Source organism: Hafnia sp. CBA7124 (genome assembly GCF_002355555.1).
Taxonomy (GTDB): Bacteria; Pseudomonadota; Gammaproteobacteria; order Enterobacterales; family Enterobacteriaceae; genus Hafnia; species Hafnia alvei.
Map to the genome: position 1 here is coordinate 1,023,070 of NZ_AP017469.1, position 16,099 is coordinate 1,039,168.

At 48.7% G+C, this 16,099-nt stretch carries 16 protein-coding genes; 12 read left to right on the forward strand and 4 right to left on the reverse strand.

The genetic code is table 11. The annotated features are described in order from the left end of the window. Positions 1–15 precede the first annotated feature (15 nt). On the reverse strand, positions 16–894 hold the full coding sequence (gene nadK, locus CPY98_RS04780; protein WP_025800521.1) for an NAD(+) kinase: 879 nt from the start codon (positions 892–894) through the stop codon (positions 16–18). A 123-nt stretch (positions 895–1,017) separates the two neighbouring features. On the opposite strand from nadK, the gene grpE reads away from it, so the two are divergent. Then, the gene (gene grpE, locus CPY98_RS04785; RefSeq protein ID WP_025800522.1) at positions 1,018–1,605 is read left to right on the forward strand and encodes a nucleotide exchange factor GrpE; all 588 of its coding nucleotides are present in this window, start codon (positions 1,018–1,020) and stop codon (positions 1,603–1,605) included. Between the two features lie 62 nt (positions 1,606–1,667). Here the strand turns inward: grpE and ung are convergent, their stop codons facing one another. After that, a complete protein-coding gene (gene ung, locus CPY98_RS04790) occupies positions 1,668–2,363 on the reverse strand; it encodes a uracil-DNA glycosylase (protein WP_025800523.1) in 696 nt (231 codons plus the stop codon). Positions 2,364–2,744: 381 nt separating this feature from the next. Between ung and grcA the strand changes: the two genes are divergently transcribed. Then, positions 2,745–3,128, forward strand: coding sequence for an autonomous glycyl radical cofactor GrcA (gene grcA / locus CPY98_RS04795; protein ID WP_025800524.1), 384 nt, complete (start codon positions 2,745–2,747; stop codon positions 3,126–3,128). A gap of 304 nt (positions 3,129–3,432) precedes the next feature. On the opposite strand, the gene srmB is transcribed toward grcA, so the two are convergent. Further along, positions 3,433–4,761, reverse strand: coding sequence for an ATP-dependent RNA helicase SrmB (srmB, locus tag CPY98_RS04800; RefSeq protein WP_096386545.1), 1,329 nt, complete (start codon positions 4,759–4,761; stop codon positions 3,433–3,435). Positions 4,762–4,910: 149 nt separating this feature from the next. Between srmB and CPY98_RS04805 the strand changes: the two genes are divergently transcribed. Beyond that, positions 4,911–5,660, forward strand: a complete 750-nt coding sequence (locus CPY98_RS04805) for a tRNA1(Val) (adenine(37)-N6)-methyltransferase (protein ID WP_025800526.1) — start codon at positions 4,911–4,913, stop codon at positions 5,658–5,660. A 210-nt stretch (positions 5,661–5,870) separates the two neighbouring features. Here CPY98_RS04805 and nadB read toward each other — a convergent pair whose 3' ends face one another. Then, positions 5,871–7,472 carry an L-aspartate oxidase gene (gene nadB, locus CPY98_RS04810; protein WP_172625140.1) on the reverse strand — a complete coding sequence of 534 codons (1,602 nt, stop codon included), beginning with the start codon at positions 7,470–7,472 and terminating at the stop codon, positions 5,871–5,873. Between the two features lie 214 nt (positions 7,473–7,686). Between nadB and rpoE the strand changes: the two genes are divergently transcribed. The 9 genes from rpoE to recO all read left to right on the forward strand — a co-directional run bounded on the left by rpoE (position 7,687) and on the right by recO (position 16,013). Next, a complete protein-coding gene (gene rpoE, locus CPY98_RS04815) occupies positions 7,687–8,262 on the forward strand; it encodes an RNA polymerase sigma factor RpoE (protein WP_008812634.1) in 576 nt (191 codons plus the stop codon). A 29-nt stretch (positions 8,263–8,291) separates the two neighbouring features. Further along, on the forward strand, positions 8,292–8,936 hold the full coding sequence (gene rseA / locus CPY98_RS04820) for an anti-sigma-E factor RseA (protein ID WP_025800528.1): 645 nt from the start codon (positions 8,292–8,294) through the stop codon (positions 8,934–8,936). Continuing rightward, positions 8,936–9,898 (forward strand): sigma-E factor regulatory protein RseB, encoded by a 963-nt coding sequence (rseB, locus tag CPY98_RS04825; protein ID WP_025800529.1) that lies wholly within the window; start codon positions 8,936–8,938, stop codon positions 9,896–9,898. The genes rseA and rseB overlap by 1 nt, the downstream gene beginning before the upstream one ends. Beyond that, positions 9,895–10,359 carry a SoxR-reducing system protein RseC gene (gene rseC / locus CPY98_RS04830; RefSeq protein ID WP_043491437.1) on the forward strand — a complete coding sequence of 155 codons (465 nt, stop codon included), beginning with the start codon at positions 9,895–9,897 and terminating at the stop codon, positions 10,357–10,359. Before rseB ends, rseC begins: the two co-directional genes overlap by 4 nt. A 132-nt stretch (positions 10,360–10,491) precedes the next feature. Continuing rightward, positions 10,492–12,285, forward strand: coding sequence for a translation elongation factor 4 (lepA, locus tag CPY98_RS04835; RefSeq protein WP_046359219.1), 1,794 nt, complete (start codon positions 10,492–10,494; stop codon positions 12,283–12,285). Positions 12,286–12,406: 121 nt separating this feature from the next. Then, positions 12,407–13,381 (forward strand): signal peptidase I, encoded by a 975-nt coding sequence (lepB, locus tag CPY98_RS04840; RefSeq protein ID WP_025800532.1) that lies wholly within the window; start codon positions 12,407–12,409, stop codon positions 13,379–13,381. 308 nt (positions 13,382–13,689) lie between these two features. Further along, positions 13,690–14,370 carry a ribonuclease III gene (rnc, locus tag CPY98_RS04845; RefSeq protein ID WP_025800533.1) on the forward strand — a complete coding sequence of 227 codons (681 nt, stop codon included), beginning with the start codon at positions 13,690–13,692 and terminating at the stop codon, positions 14,368–14,370. Beyond that, entirely contained in the window at positions 14,367–15,272 is a 906-nt protein-coding gene (era, locus tag CPY98_RS04850; RefSeq protein WP_025800534.1) for a GTPase Era, read from the forward strand. The genes rnc and era overlap by 4 nt, the downstream gene beginning before the upstream one ends. A gap of 12 nt (positions 15,273–15,284) precedes the next feature. Further along, entirely contained in the window at positions 15,285–16,013 is a 729-nt protein-coding gene (gene recO, locus CPY98_RS04855) for a DNA repair protein RecO (protein WP_025800535.1), read from the forward strand. The last annotated feature ends 86 nt before the right edge of the window (positions 16,014–16,099 follow it).

Consider the following 16,099-nt stretch of genomic DNA (forward strand, 5'->3'; position numbering starts at 1 on the left):
AAAAAATTATTCTGTTCAGAAAAGTTTTTTCGACCATCCTAGTTTCGTGCTTAATGTATTGAAATAGTTGTAGTCTTTTGGATGAATAAGGTTCAGGTGGAATTGACTTCGCTGAATCATGACCTCTTCACCTTGCTGGATCGGTAGCGCAATCTGGCTGTCGCAGCTGATTTCTAGGTCGTTGCTGAAATGGCTAAACCGTAAGTGAATTTTGCTGTTGCTATCAATAACCAGCGGGCGAGCTGAGAGGGTATGTGGGAACATGGGAACCAACGCAATGGCATCCAGTGTTGGCGTCAGAATAGGCCCTCCAGCAGACAATGAATATGCGGTAGAGCCCGTCGGCGTAGAGATAATCAGTCCATCAGAACGCTGAGAGAATGCAAAGTTTTCATTGATATAAACTTCAAATTCAATCATATGCGCGACTTTGCCTGGATGCAAAACCACTTCATTGATGGCGGTGCTCATGCGTCTTTGTTGTTGCTCGCGGCAAACTTGCACTTCAAGTAAAAAACGTTGTTCGCTAAAATATTCGCCGTCGAGAACGTCTGAGAGCTGTTGTTTGGCATTGTCGGGATCTAAGTCGGTAAGAAAACCAAGATTTCCACGGTTTACGCCAATCACTTTGATATCATAACGCGCCAGAATGCGGGCTGCACCGAGCATATTTCCATCGCCGCCAACCACAACGGCGAGATCGGCTTTTTGGCCTATATCCGCCAAGCTGCCTGTTTCGGCGTTTTCAAGTTTTAGATCGTGCGCAATTTGATGCTCAACGATCACCGGATAGCCTTTGCTGACAAGCCAGTGAAATAGCATTTCGTGCGTGGCCAGCGCGGCAGGATGACGCGGGTGACCGACCAGACCGATACATTCAAATTTTTTATTCATACGGTGGTTTTCCTACCGAGCGCAATTTAATGGCTCTCATTATGCGCGGTTCTCTTGAATCGCCAGCTTTCATCCCCATAATAAGCCAAGTAGCGAGATTAATGCCAAACCGCGGAGAATTTCATGAGTAGTAAAGAACAGAACATGTCGAATGAGCAAGCCTCACAAGAAATGGAAAACGGACAAGAGCAGCACGAACAGGCTCAGGTCGATGCGGCGGACGTCGTTGATACGCGCGATGAGCGTATTGCCGAATTAGAAGCTCAGTTGCAGGAAGCCGCTCAGCGTGAGCGTGATTCTGTCATGCGTGCCCGCGCAGAAGCGGATAATATTCGCCGTCGTGCTGAGCAAGACGTTGAAAAAGCGCATAAGTTCGCTTTAGAAAAGTTCTCTAACGAACTGCTGCCAGTGATTGATAATCTGGAGCGTGCGCTGGATCTGGCTGATAAATCTAACCCAGAACTGACCTCTATGATTGAAGGTATCGAATTAACGCTGAAATCCATGCTGGATGTGGTGCGTAAATTTGGCGTAGAGCAGGTGGGTGAAGTGAACGTTCCGTTTAATCCAGAAGTGCATCAGGCGATGACGCTAATGGAGTCTGAACAACACGAGCCTAACCACGTCATGATGGTTATGCAGAAAGGTTATACCTTGAACGGTCGTTTGATTCGTCCAGCGATGGTTGCGGTATCTAAAGCGAAAGCGTGATCCTGACGTCTTTTCCGAAAATAAAAAACCAGTCGATTGACTGGTTTTTTTTCGCCTGAAACTTACTCTTCGCTGCCGCTCTCTGGCAAACGTGGCTGCCAATCAATAGGCGCGAAACCTTGTTCAATCAACAATTGATTGGTTTGTGAGAAGTGATGGCAGCCTAAAAAGCCGCGATGGGCCGACAGTGGCGAAGGGTGCGGGGCTTTTAAGACGCGATGGCGCTGGGTATCAATAATGCTGCCTTTCTTTTGCGCGTGTGCGCCCCATAGCAGGAAGACAATCCCTGAGCGATGTTCATTTAGCGCGGCGACCACTTTGTCGGTGAACGTTTCCCAGCCGAGCTTCGCGTGTGAATGCGCTTGGCCGCGTTCAACGGTTAATACCGTATTAAGCAGTAAAACCCCTTGTTCAGCCCAGCTTTTTAGATAGCCGTGTTGAGGAATCTCGAAACCTTCGATATCGGTTTTGAGCTCTTTATACATATTCATTAGCGAAGGCGGCGCAGGGATGCCAGGACGCACCGAGAAGGAGAGACCGTGAGCCTGATTGGGGCCGTGATAGGGGTCTTGGCCTAAGATCACGACTTTTACATCGTTAAATTCCGTAAAACGGAAGGCATTAAACACGTCTTTCTGCGGTGGATAAATGGTCTTACCGGCTAGGCGCTCTGCGGCGACAAAAGCGAGCGTGTCGTGAAAGTAGGGTTTTTCTTTCTCGGCACCGATGACGTCGTGCCAGTTTTGTGGAGAAGTCATCTGCACTTCCTCTTTGTTTATACGGAAATTATTTTGTCGTAGCTTACCGTTTCAGGTGATGAATTTAAACCATGATGAAAATTTAGCCATTTCAGAAAACAGTCAAAAGTGATGTTTTTTTGTGCGTAAATTAAATTTTTTTTGAAAATTTACAAAAATAGAAAAAGCCTCTCTAGAGGGGTAAATTTGATGTAAAACATAAATTTGCCCAAATTGGTAAAATTGACACCTTTAAAAAATTGATTTAAATCAAAGAAAACCCCACTCTATACTGGTATATAAAACATCAAGACAACATTGGTTTTACCAAATGGCCGAAGTTAAGGCCGTAAACTAAGAAATTAATCCCAGATTTTTTTGCTCTATTGACGGAGGCAACAAATGATTCAAGGTATTCAGATCACTAAAGCTGATAATGCAGACCTGATGAACTCTTTCTGGCTGCTCGATACAGATAAAAACGAAGCACGTTGTGTATGTGCAAAAGCAGGCTACGCAGAAGACCAGATCGTTGCAGTAAGCGAACTGGGAAAAATTGAATATCGCGAAGTACCTTTGGACATCAAACCAACTGTACGTGTGGAAGGCGGTCAGCATCTGAACGTTAACGTTCTGCGCCGTGAAACTCTGGAAGATGCTGTTAAGCACCCAGAAAAATATCCACAGCTGACTATTCGTGTGTCTGGCTATGCAGTGCGTTTCAACTCACTGACTCCAGAACAGCAGCGTGACGTTATTGCTCGTACCTTTACCGAAAGCCTGTAAGTTTAGGCTAAAGGCATAAAGAAATAGCAAAAAGGAGCCTATCGGCTCCTTTTTTACGTCTGATAGCGAAGCGATTTTTGCTTAGCCGTGCAAAATATCATCATGAGTAGCAATCTCATAATTGGTATTATTATCATTCTATTTCATGGTGTTAGTATTATATAGCGACAAATAAGTTAAGCGCCTGAAATGAAAAATGGAAATATCATAATGCTGCGTGCTTTTTTATATGAGCAGGATATTCTCTAAGCTTAAGACGAAAAAAAACCGCCGATAAAGGCGGTTTTTTTGTCGGTGTGCTGATTTATTCTTCGGTCTTGGTCGACTGTTCAGCTTCTTTAGACTTACGGCGTTTCCCGACATTTTTGCTGTCGCGATGGCGCACTTTTACCTTTTTATCTTTCTTCTCTTCAGCCTTTTTCTCTTGGCGCTTGAGCAGCGTCTTTTTAGAAGGCTTACCTTTGTTCTTTTCGCTAGGCGTTTTGGTTGTCGGGCGAAGATCGTCAACGACGCGTGACTTAATCTGCTCTTCAACGTAGCGACTGATTTTGCCTAACAGCAAATGGTCGTGCGCTTCAACTAAAGAAATCGCAATGCCTTTGCGACCCGCACGGCCAGTACGGCCAATACGGTGCAGATAGGTATCTGCGGTGCGCGGCATGTCGAAGTTGAACACGTGGCTGATATCAGGGATATCCAAGCCTCGCGCGGCAACGTCGGTGGCAACCAGAACGTTTACGCGACCATCGAGCATACGCTTCATGGCTTCGTTACGTTTGGCCTGTACCATTTCACCTTCTAGGTAGCAGGAGTTGATGCCGGCTTCGCGTAGCCAGCTTACCAGCTCATGAACACGTTCACGCTTACGTACGAAGATCACGGATTTGGTGACTTCGGGCTCTTTTAGCAGATGACACAGCAGCTTGGTCTTATGCTCAAGGGTATCGGCACGGTAGTACCATTGCTGGATCTTTTTACGTTCGCGGCGCGATGGGTCGGCTTCAATTTCAACCGGCTCCTGCAACAGACGCTCAGAGAACTCTTTAATCGCATCGCCTTCCAGCGTTGCCGAGAACAGCATGGTTTGTTTGCGCCAGCGAGTTTCTGCTGCGATAGTTTCGATATCTTGTGCAAAGCCCATGTCTAGCATGCGGTCTGCTTCATCAAGGATCAGGGTTTCAACCGCGCGGCAATCGAAGTTTTCTTCTTTGATGTATTGCAGCAGACGACCGGTGGTTGCTACCACGATGTCCTGATTTTCGCTGAATACTTCAGCGTGGTTCATATAGGCAACGCCACCGGTGATGGTCGCAATGTCTAAATTTGTGTGTTTTGCCAATTCAATGGCTTGCTCGGCAACCTGCATTGCCAGTTCACGCGTTGGGGTCAACACCAAAATGCGCGGTGGGCCGGATTTCTTGCGCGGGAAGTCGAGCAGGTGCTGCAACACTGGCAGCAAATAGGCGACGGTTTTCCCGGTTCCGGTAGGCGCGGAGCCCAGAACGTCGCGACCGTCCATTGCCGGAGGAATGGCGGCAGCTTGGATAGCTGTCGGGCGGTCATAGCCTTTATCGCGCAATGCGTCGAGTAGGCGTTCATCGAGTTCGAGTTCGGAAAAATTGCTTGCTGTCATGGTCTACCTCTACTTGGGGCGCCGATTATAGACGGGTTGGAGCAGATGTTCACCCATTAAAGCGGGGGAATTAGCATGTTTACTCCGATCCAACCTTGGCGAATTTATGCGGATATTTTATGCTATGCGGCCAAAAATAAGGAGTTACCGTGGTTCAATGCCCATCAGAATCAGCGCCATTACGTCGTAACGGATTCACATTTAAGCAATTTTTTGTTGCTCACGATCGCTGTGAGATGAAGGTTGGTACAGACAGTATTTTGTTGGGCGCATGGGCAGATGTCAGCGATATCACTGGAAAGATACTGGATATCGGCAGCGGTAGCGGCCTTTTAGCGTTAATGTTGGCGCAGCGTACCACAGATTCAGTGCAAATTGATGCGGTTGAACTCGATGATAATGCCGCGTTGCAGGCGACGGAAAATTTCGCGCTGTCGCCATGGGCGGGCAGAGTGGCGCTGCATCATTGCGCATTGCAGTCGTTTGCAGCACAAACCTCTTCACGTTATGACCTGATTATCACCAACCCACCTTATTATCAGCCCGGCGTAGAATGTCGAAACCCGAGCCGAGGCACTGCCCGTTATACTTCTGAGCTTAGTCATCAAACGTTGCTCAAACATGCGCGCGCGCTAGCTTCCAATAAAGGAAAAATGGCGGTGGTTTTGCCTTGCGATATCAGTGCTGATTTTATGCAACTAGCGGCAGGCGAGGGATGGTTTTTATTGCGGCATACGGAAGTTGCGGAGTTTGCTAATAGAGCACCTCACCGTGCTCTGATGTTGTTTGGCGTGGAGCCCGCGTCACTGCAGTCAGACCGATTGGTTATTCGTGATGAGAGCAATGCTTACTCGGACGATTTCCGCGAATTAACCAACGCGTTTTATCTTTTTTTCTGAGTGTGATGATATGAAAAAGGCCCAATAGGGGTAATGCAGATCGTTTATGAGATCGAGATACACGGGGCTAGCACACCGCGGGGCGCTCCGGCAGCTAAAGCTGCTACGACCCCATCGGTGTACTTCCCCTAAAATCATGCTTAAGTTGCCAGCATTTCCCAATAAGGCCTTTTTAGTTTCTACTGTATTGCAGCTAACGTTGATGATTTGCTAAGGCTGCAAAATCGTTGGCTGCGGATTCTCTAAAAGGTCTGGATAATCCAGCGTGTAATGCAGGCCGCGGCTTTCTTTGCGTTCCATGGCGCAGCGTACAATGAGCTCAGCAACTTGCACCAAGTTTCTCAGCTCTAACAAGTTGTTAGAAATGCGGAAGTTGGCGTAGTACTCGTCGATTTCTTGCTGAAGCATTTGGATGCGGCGCAGCGCACGTTCCAAACGTTTGGTGGTACGCACAATGCCCACGTAATCCCACATAAATAAACGCAGTTCGTGCCAGTTATGCTGGATCACTACGCGCTCATCTGAGTTGTAAACTCGGCTGTCATCCCATTCTGGTAGACGTGGTGCGAGGCTGGTTTGTGGTAGGCGTTGCAGAATATCTTGCGATGCCGACCATGCATATACCACGCATTCTAACAGTGAGTTAGACGCCATTCGGTTGGCTCCGTGCAGGCCGGTGTAGCTGACTTCACCGATGGCATACAACCCTTCTAAATCAGTCCTTCCTTGATGATCGACCATCACGCCGCCGCAGGTGTAGTGTGCGGCAGGAACGATAGGGATCGGCTCTTTGGTGAGATCTAAACCCAAATCCATCAGTTTTTCATAGATCATCGGGAAGTGCTGCATGATGAAATCTGCCGGTTTATGGCTAATATCCAAATACATACAGTCTGCGCCAAGGCGCTTCATTTCGTGGTCAATGGCGCGAGCGACGATATCACGCGGCGCAAGTTCGCCGCGTTCGTCAAAGTCCGGCATAAACCGCGAGCCGTCAGGGCGTTTGAGGAATGCACCTTCGCCACGCAAGGCTTCGGTTAAGAGAAAGTTTCTTGCCTGCGGATGGTACAAGCAGGTGGGGTGGAATTGGTTAAACTCTAGATTGGCAATACGACATCCAGCGCGCCACGCCATAGCAATGCCGTCGCCGGAAGAGATATCAGGGTTTGTGGTGTACTGATAAACTTTTGCCGCCCCGCCGGTAGCTAATACCACGGTGCGAGCGCGCAGAGTTTCAACGCGTTCGAGTTCACGGTTCCATACATAGGCACCTACCACGCGTTGGGTGCCCGGCAAGCCAATTTTTTTGGACGTAATCAGGTCGACGGCGTTGTACCGCTCGCAAACGCGGATGTTAGGGTGTGCATTTGCTTTCTGTACTAAAGTTGTCTCGACTTCTTTACCCGTTGCATCTGCGCTATGTAGGATCCGCCGATGGCTATGACCACCTTCGCGGGTTAGATGGTAGCGAGATTCGCCTGCGGGGCTCATTTCGGTATCAAATAGAACGCCTTGATCGATGAGCCACTGCACGCAATCTTTTGCGTTACGAGCAATAAATTCAACCGCTGAAGGATCACACAGCCCAGCACCGGCAATCAGTGTATCCTGCACGTGAGATTCGATGCTGTCGGTTTCATCAAAAACCGCGGCGATACCGCCTTGGGCATAAAACGTAGCACCCTCATTAAAGGGACCTTTACTTAAAACGGTCACTTTGCAGTGATCGGCAAGACGTAAGGCGAGTGAAAGTCCGGCAGCTCCGCTACCGATAATCAATACATCGTTGAAATGCTCAGAATTTGATTGCATAGGTTGTGGTGTGTGCAGCTGAAAAGTGAAAATCATGTTAGCCTATGCCAACGTGTAAATGCACGGTTAATGAACAACGAATATAAAAACAGCATCGTACGGAACTTTTTAGTACGTATGAACTCTAAGCTAGTGCTTGCTCAGGATCGATTGAGACAACTGGCAGTACTATTTTTTCATGCGTGGAGAGAGATTTGAGGAGAGATTACCTCGGATGAGCGAGCAGTTAACGGATCAGGTGCTGGTCGAGCGAGTCCAGAAAGGAGATAAGAAGGCTTTTAACTTACTGGTAGTTCGCTATCAGCATAAAGTTGCGAGTCTCGTATCCCGCTACGTGCCATCAGGCGATGTTCCTGATGTTGTGCAGGAATCGTTTATCAAAGCCTATCGTGCGTTGGAATCTTTCCGCGGCGAGAGTGCTTTTTACACCTGGCTTTATCGTATTGCTGTAAACACAGCAAAAAATTACCTGGTTGCTCAGGGGCGGCGTCCGCCATCAAGCGATGTTGATGCTAGTGAGGCAGAAAACTTCGAAAGTGCGGGTGCATTGAAAGAAATTTCGAACCCTGAGAACTTAATGTTGTCAGATGAACTGAAGCAGATTGTTTTCCGAACCATAGAGTCTCTTCCTGAGGATTTGCGTATGGCAATCACCCTCAGAGAATTGGATGGTTTAAGCTACGAAGAGATAGCGGCCATTATGGATTGTCCGGTTGGAACGGTACGTTCTCGTATTTTCCGGGCGAGGGAAGCGATCGATAATAAAGTTCAACCGCTGATACAGCGTTAATTATGCGGGCACAGGAAGGGTATTTAGGCATGCAGAAAGAACAACTTTCGGCTCTGATGGATGGTGAAGTGCTGGACAGTGAACTGCTTGGTTCACTGGGTAAAGACGATGCGCTTCAACAAACGTGGAAGAGCTATCACCTGATACGTGACACCCTGCGCGGTGACGTGAGCGACGCGATTGATTTTGATATCTCCGATCGCATTGCCGCGGCGCTTGATGATGAACCAGTTCGCTTGGTTCCCAATGCAATTCCCGAATCCCAGCCTCAGCCACATAGCTGGAAAGATATGCCTTTCTGGAGCAAGGTTCGTCCTTGGGCCAGCCAAATCACACAAATCGGTATTGCGGCCTGTGTTTCTCTCGCCGTGCTGGTTGGTGTGCAGCAGTATAATCAGCCAGTCGGTGGTGCAAGTGATTCAGATGCTCCGGCATTCAACACGCTACCGATGGGCGGCCAAGCTTCTCCGGTGAGTTTTGGTGTTCCGAATGAGAGCAGCAACGCCAATGGACAGCAGCAGGTTCAGCAGCAGCGTAAACGCATTAATGCGATTTTGCAGGATTATGAACTGCAACGCCGTCTGCACACTGAACAGTTGCAAATGGACAATGGTAATACTCAGGCGTCAGTTCAGGTGCCAGGAACTCTGTCATTAGGAACTCAGCAGCAGTAATGAAGCAACTTTGGTTCGCCATCAGCGTATTCGCTGGTAGCCTATTTGTTTCTAACATCGCCTCAGCGCAAGATTCGTCTGAGGCGATGTTGCAACAAATGAACGGTGCCAGTCAGTCACTCAGTTATGAGTTAGCGTATATCAATATCACCAAGCAGGGGATTGAGTCGTTACGCTATCGTCATGCCATTTATAATAATCAGTTGTTATCCCAGCTCTTGCAGATGGATGGTCCGCGCCGTGAAGTTTTACTGCGTGGCAATGAAATCAGCTATTTTGAGCCTGGACTTGAGCCATTTACGCTCAACGGCGATCACATTGTTGATGCATTGCCATCGATAATTTTCTCCGACATCAAACAGCTGAGTCAGTATTACAATTTCATCTCCGTTGGTAGAACCCGCGTTGCCGATCGCCCGTGCGAGGTGATTCGTATTGTGTCGCGTGACGGTTTGCGCTTTAGCTATATCGTATGGATTGATGAAAGTTCGAAATTGCCTTTGCGGGTCGACTTGTTAGATCGCGATGGCGAAACGTTAGAGCAGTTCCGCGTAATTTCCTTCACGGTTGGCGATCAGGTCAGTACAGCGATGGCGAGCTTAGCTCAGCTCACGCTGCCACCTTTGCTGAAATTACCGGCAACGGATAAGGTTAACTTCAGTTGGCAAGCATCTTGGCTGCCGCAGGGTTTCAAAGAGGTTTCACGCAGTCGCCGTACCCTGCCATCACTCACCGAACCGGTGGAATCACGCTTGTATAGCGATGGGTTGTTCAGTTTCTCTGTCAATATCAGCAGTGCCGCTGCGGGTGCTGCGGTGAGCGAGCAATTCTTGCGCCAAGGGCGTCGCACCATTCACACCGAAACGCGTAACAATACTGATATTACCGTCGTCGGTGAATTACCTCCGTCAACGGCTAAACGTGTTGCAAACAGCATTACGCTCAATGGTCGTAAATCATGATGCGCGAATGGGCAACGGTGGCATCCTGGCAACAGGGCATCGCTACGCTAAACTGTGAACAGCGCTCAGGTTGTGGTTCTTGCGGGGCGAAAAATACCTGCGGTACGGCGGTGTTGAATAAAATCAATCCTCAGTCGCAGCATCAGCTTCAAGTTGAAATTGCTCAACCGTTAGAGCCTGGCCAAAGGGTCGAGATTGGCATTACTGAAGCCAATCTTCTGCGTTCTGCGGTGCTAGTCTACCTCACGCCGCTGCTTGGACTCATCGTCGGCGGTGGTGTGGGGCAGTCATTGATGCATTCTGATGCATGGGCTGCGTTAGGCGCATTGGTTGGCGCTGCTGCTGGTTTCATGTTTGCGCGATTTAAGGCGAAAAAGCTAAGTGACCGGCAAGATTACCAGCCGATCGTTTTGCAGGTCGGTTTGCCTCCATCCATGATCCGCACCCCCACGAATATCTAGGTTTTACTGGGTTCGATGTGTAGAATGCATCGAATCTGGCAAATTACCGCCAAACGTTAAACCATCGCTTTGAACCCATCAGTGTGTCCTTAGGCGAGTAATCTAGAAATCATCAGGCAAAATATCTTAATAATGAAGCGTATACGAAATTTCTCCATTATCGCACATATTGACCACGGTAAGTCGACACTGTCTGACCGTATTATTCAGATTTGTGGCGGTTTGACTGACCGTGAAATGGCAGCGCAAGTTCTGGATTCTATGGATCTAGAACGTGAGCGCGGCATCACTATTAAAGCGCAGAGCGTAACGCTCGACTATAAAGCACAGGATGGGGAAACTTATCAGCTGAACTTCATCGATACTCCAGGACACGTTGACTTCTCTTATGAGGTTTCTCGTTCTCTGGCGGCGTGTGAAGGTGCATTGCTGGTGGTTGACGCAGGTCAGGGCGTTGAAGCCCAGACGCTAGCTAACTGCTATACAGCCATGGAAATGGATCTGGAAGTGGTTCCTGTTCTGAACAAAATTGACCTGCCAGCGGCCGATCCCGATCGTGCTGCTCAGGAAATTGAAGATATCGTCGGCATTGACGCGATGGATGCTGTGCGTTGCTCAGCAAAAACCGGCGTTGGCGTTCCTGAAGTGCTTGAACGTCTGGTTCGCGATATCCCTGCACCGGAAGGTGATCCAGATGGCCCATTACAGGCGCTGATTATCGACTCATGGTTCGATAACTATCTGGGCGTAGTTTCTTTGATCCGTATTAAAAACGGTTCACTGCGCAAAGGCGAGAAAGTTAAGGTAATGAGCACCGGTCAGACCTATAACGCTGACCGTCTTGGTATCTTCACACCGAAGCAGATCGACCGTGACGTACTTAACTGCGGCGAAGTAGGCTGGTTGGTATGTGCGATTAAAGATATCCACGGCGCACCCGTAGGCGATACCTTGACGCTGGCACGTAACCCAGCCGAAAAATCTTTGCCGGGCTTCAAAAAAGTAAAACCTCAGGTTTACGCAGGCCTGTTCCCTGTAAGCTCTGATGACTATGAAGCTTTCCGCGATGCGTTGGGCAAATTAAGCCTGAATGATGCGTCCCTGTTCTATGAGCCAGAAACATCTACCGCGCTGGGCTTCGGCTTCCGCTGTGGTTTCTTGGGCTTATTGCACATGGAGATCATTCAGGAGCGTCTGGAGCGTGAATACGATCTAGACTTGATCACAACGGCACCAACGGTTGTGTACCAGATCCAAACCACCGGTGGTGAAGAGATTTTTGTTGATAGTCCATCTAAATTGCCGCCAATCAACAATATCGAAGAGTTGCGTGAGCCGATTGCTGAATGTCATATGCTGTTACCACAAGAGTATCTTGGTAACGTTATAACGCTTTGTATCGAGAAGCGTGGTGTTCAGACTAATATGGTTTATCACGGCAATCAGGTTGCATTAACCTATGAAATACCGATGGCAGAAGTGGTGCTCGATTTCTTCGACCGCCTCAAATCTACATCGCGTGGTTATGCGTCGCTGGATTACAGCTTCAAACGTTTCCAGCAGTCTGACATGGTTCGCGTTGACGTCTTGATCAACAACGAACGTGTGGATGCGCTGGCGCTAATCACCCATCGCGACAACGCGCAGTATCGTGGTCGTGAGCTGGTTGAGAAGATGAAAGAACTGATCCCGCGCCAGCAGTTTGATATTGCGATTCAAGCGGCTATTGGCAACCAGATTATTGCGCGTTCAACGGTTAAGCAGCTGCGTAAAAACGTTCTTGCTAAGTGTTACGGCGGCGACGTGAGCCGTAAGAAAAAACTGCTGCAGAAGCAGAAAGACGGTAAGAAACGTATGAAGCAGGTCGGCAACGTCGAACTGCCGCAGGAAGCCTTCTTGGCCATTCTGCACGTAGGTAAAGACTAAAGTTCTATGATGAGCGGCACCGATTGAGGTGCCGTTATCATTGAGAGGCTTATGCCCAAATAGATTTCAACCTCGTTCTCGTTAAAGTTGAAATCACGGGGTTATTTAAGGAGTTATTGGCATGGCCAATATGTTTGCTCTAATTCTGGTTATCGCAACGTTGGTTACTGGGGTTATTTGGTGTATCGACCGCTTTAAGTTAGCACCGGCGCGTCGAGCAAAGATCGAGGCGATTAATGCCCAAACGGTTGACGGTTTAGATAAGCAGACCGCCAAAGACGCGGTGAAAACGTCAGGTTGGATTGAAACCTGCGTATCCGTTTTCCCTGTTTTGGCACTGGTTCTGATTATCCGCTCATTTATTTATGAGCCTTTCCAGATCCCATCAGGTTCAATGATGCCGACGCTGTTGATCGGCGATTTCATTCTGGTAGAAAAGTTTGCCTATGGAATTAAAGAGCCTGTAGCACAGCACACGATTATTCCAACCGGGCATCCTAAACGCGGCGATATCGTGGTATTTAAATATCCGCTGGATCCACGTTTGGACTATATCAAACGCGCCATTGGTTTACCGGGTGATAAAGTCACTTACGACCCATACAGTAAAGAAGTTACGGTTTACCCAGCCTGCCAAACAGGGCAGAACTGCGATAAGTTATTGCCAATTACCTACAGCGCGGCTGAGCCAAGCGAGTGGGTGCAGACCTTTGGCCAAATGGGTAATGGCGAAGCGAGCAGCGGCTTTTTCCAGATTCCATTAGATCAAAACGTGGATGATGGATACCGCATGAGCGAGCGCAAAGAAACGCTGGGTACCGTTACCCATCGGATTCTGACCGTGCCTCAAGCGCAGGACATGATGTCGCGTTACTATCGCCAGCCGGGTCAACCACAGGGCGTATGGGTGGTGCCTGAAGGCCATTACTTCATGATGGGCGACAACCGTGATAACAGCGCCGATAGCCGTTATTGGGGCTTTGTTCCTGAGCAAAATCTCGTAGGTAAAGCAACGGCAATCTGGATGAGCTTTGAAAAACAAGAAGGGCAATGGCCGACCGGCGTTCGCCTGAATCGTATTGGTGGCATCCACTGATTTTCTGCTCGTTATTCACGCTGTGGGGATCTTCCTACAGCGTGAAATCTGTGTGACGTTTTCACCAGCATTAAAATATGTGCCTAAACTTATTTCCGTTGCATTAATAGCTAGGCAACTTCAGCGAATAAGGCATATTACCGCAGCATTATATTTTCAGTCGTTGTAGAATACCCCTTCGAGCGATAAAAAGTTGGCTTCCGATCTGGAAGCCACTGCAAACGAAACAGCTTTGGATTGGCTAATGGCAAGCAGGCCTGTTCCGTATGCTGCGGTTTTTGACGCATTCTAGATCTATTTGGTATCTCATGAATCCCATCGTAACTAACCGGCTTCAAAAGAAGCTGGGCTATACTTTTCAACAGCAGGAGCTGTTATTGCAGGCATTGACTCATCGCAGTGCCAGCAGCAAACACAATGAACGTCTTGAGTTTCTGGGCGACTCAATTCTTAGTTTCGTTATTGCCAATGCGCTGTATCACCGCTTCCCGCGGGTTGATGAGGGCGACATGAGCCGCATGCGTGCTACTTTAGTACGTGGAAATACGCTGGCAGAAATGGCACGAGAATTTGATTTGGGGGAGTGCCTACGTCTTGGGCCGGGTGAGCTAAAAAGTGGTGGTTTCCGCCGTGAATCTATTTTAGCTGACACCGTAGAAGCGTTAATTGGCGGCATTTTCCTGGATAGTGATATCCAAACGATTGAACGACTGATCCTTGATTGGTACCGCTCACGCTTGGACGAGATAAGTCCAGGTGATAAGCAAAAAGACCCGAAAACGCGTCTGCAAGAGTTCTTGCAGGGACGCCATCTGCCACTGCCATCTTATTTGGTGGTGCAGGTTCGCGGTGAAGCACACGATCAAGAATTTACTATTCACTGTCAGGTCAGCGGCCTGAGCGAACCGGTTATCGGTATTGGCTCAAGTCGTCGCAAGGCCGAGCAGGCAGCGGCTGAACAAGCGCTGAAACAGCTGGAGCTTGAATGAGCGAAGAAACAACTTATTGCGGATTTATTGCCATCGTTGGACGTCCTAACGTTGGCAAATCGACATTGCTGAACCAATTACTGGGGCAGAAGATTTCGATCACCTCGCGTAAGCCACAAACGACCCGCCACCGCATCATGGGTATTCACACGGAAGGGCCATATCAGGCCATCTACGTGGACACCCCCGGGTTGCATATTGAAGAAAAACGCGCTATCAACCGTTTGATGAACCGCGCAGCCAGCAGCTCAATCGGTGACGTTGAGCTGGTAATTTTCGTTGTTGAAGGGACACACTGGACCGCCGATGACGAAATGGTCGTGAATAAACTGCGTGATTTGAAAGCGCCGGTTATCTTAGCGATCAACAAAGTCGATAACGTTCAGGATAAAGCGGCTTTGCTGCCACATATCCAGTTCCTCAGCGAACAAATGAACTTTATGGACGTGGTTCCAATCTCTGCGGAGAAGGGAACGAACGTAGATACCATCGCCAGTATTGTGCGTAAAAAACTGCCGGAAGCGATCCATCACTTCCCAGAAGAATACATTACTGACCGCTCACAGCGCTTTATGGCGTCTGAAATCATCCGTGAAAAACTGATGCGTTTCTTGGGCGAAGAGCTGCCGTATTCCGTTACCGTTGAAATTGAACGCTTCGTTTCTAACGAACGCGGTGGTTACGATATTAACGGTCTGATTCTGGTTGAGCGTGAAGGCCAGAAGAAAATGGTTATAGGTAATAAAGGCAGCAAAATCAAGACAATTGGTATCGAAGCTCGCCAAGACATGGAAGCCATGTTTGAAGCTAAAGTCCATCTTGAGCTGTGGGTTAAGGTTAAATCCGGTTGGGCAGACGACGAACGTGCGCTGCGCAGCTTGGGTTATGGTGAAGATCTCTAAGAGATCGCGCCTATGGAAGGTTGGCAACGCGCATTTGTGTTACATGGGCGTCCCTACAGTGAAACCAGTCTTCTGTTAGACCTGTTCACTGAAGGGCACGGGCGTGTACGTCTGTTGGCAAAAGGCGCACGCAGCAAACGCTCAAGTCTCAAAGGTGCGTTACAACCTTTCACGCCGCTGCTGGTTCGCTGGGGCGGTAAAGGGGAAGTTAAAACCCTACGTAATGCTGAGCCTGTTTCATTAGGGCTACCGCTGACGGGCATTTCGCTCTATAGCGGTCTGTATGTCAATGAGCTGGTTTCCCGCGTGCTTGAGCAGGAAACCAACTACTCTTCGTTATTCTTCGATTACCTCAACTGTTTACAAAATCTGGCGGCGACCGTCGGCTCTCCTGAACATACGCTGCGTGAATTCGAACTCGCTTTGCTGGGCAATCTTGGCTATGGCATCGATTTTCTGCACTGCGCGGGCAGCGGCGAACCGGTCTCTGATGAGATGACCTATCGCTACCGTGAAGAGAAAGGCTTTATCGCCAGTCTGCTGGTCGATCAGCTCAGCTTTACCGGCCGCGATTTAAAAGCGTTAGCTGAACGTAGATTCCCTGATCCCCTCACGCTGCGTGCGGCTAAACGTTTTACGCGTATGGCGCTGAAACCCTATTTAGGTGGAAAACCGCTAAAAAGCCGTGAGCTGTTCCGTCAGTTTGTCGGAAAACGCCCAGTCAAACCTGCATCTGCTTGAAATCTCACTGTCCCCTACATCGCAATAATTCTGTCTGACCCTATCCCGCTAAGTTCGGTGTACACTGATGCGAACTAAGCCTTATT

What these genes read in the sequence shown, in the direction of transcription:
- nadK (WP_025800521.1), bottom strand. Translation starts at nt 894, where the DNA reads ATGAATAAAAAATTTGAATGTATCGGTCTGGTCGGTCACCCGCGTCAT.
- grpE (WP_025800522.1), top strand. Translation starts at nt 1,018, where the DNA reads ATGAGTAGTAAAGAACAGAACATGTCGAATGAGCAAGCCTCACAAGAA.
- ung (WP_025800523.1), bottom strand. Translation starts at nt 2,363, where the DNA reads ATGACTTCTCCACAAAACTGGCACGACGTCATCGGTGCCGAGAAAGAA.
- grcA (WP_025800524.1), top strand. Translation starts at nt 2,745, where the DNA reads ATGATTCAAGGTATTCAGATCACTAAAGCTGATAATGCAGACCTGATG.
- srmB (WP_096386545.1), bottom strand. Translation starts at nt 4,761, where the DNA reads ATGACAGCAAGCAATTTTTCCGAACTCGAACTCGATGAACGCCTACTC.
- nadB (WP_172625140.1), bottom strand. Translation starts at nt 7,472, where the DNA reads ATGCAATCAAATTCTGAGCATTTCAACGATGTATTGATTATCGGTAGC.
- rpoE (WP_008812634.1), top strand. Translation starts at nt 7,687, where the DNA reads ATGAGCGAGCAGTTAACGGATCAGGTGCTGGTCGAGCGAGTCCAGAAA.
- rseA (WP_025800528.1), top strand. Translation starts at nt 8,292, where the DNA reads ATGCAGAAAGAACAACTTTCGGCTCTGATGGATGGTGAAGTGCTGGAC.
- rseB (WP_025800529.1), top strand. Translation starts at nt 8,936, where the DNA reads ATGAAGCAACTTTGGTTCGCCATCAGCGTATTCGCTGGTAGCCTATTT.
- rseC (WP_043491437.1), top strand. Translation starts at nt 9,895, where the DNA reads ATGATGCGCGAATGGGCAACGGTGGCATCCTGGCAACAGGGCATCGCT.
- lepA (WP_046359219.1), top strand. Translation starts at nt 10,492, where the DNA reads ATGAAGCGTATACGAAATTTCTCCATTATCGCACATATTGACCACGGT.
- lepB (WP_025800532.1), top strand. Translation starts at nt 12,407, where the DNA reads ATGGCCAATATGTTTGCTCTAATTCTGGTTATCGCAACGTTGGTTACT.
- rnc (WP_025800533.1), top strand. Translation starts at nt 13,690, where the DNA reads ATGAATCCCATCGTAACTAACCGGCTTCAAAAGAAGCTGGGCTATACT.
- era (WP_025800534.1), top strand. Translation starts at nt 14,367, where the DNA reads ATGAGCGAAGAAACAACTTATTGCGGATTTATTGCCATCGTTGGACGT.
- recO (WP_025800535.1), top strand. Translation starts at nt 15,285, where the DNA reads ATGGAAGGTTGGCAACGCGCATTTGTGTTACATGGGCGTCCCTACAGT.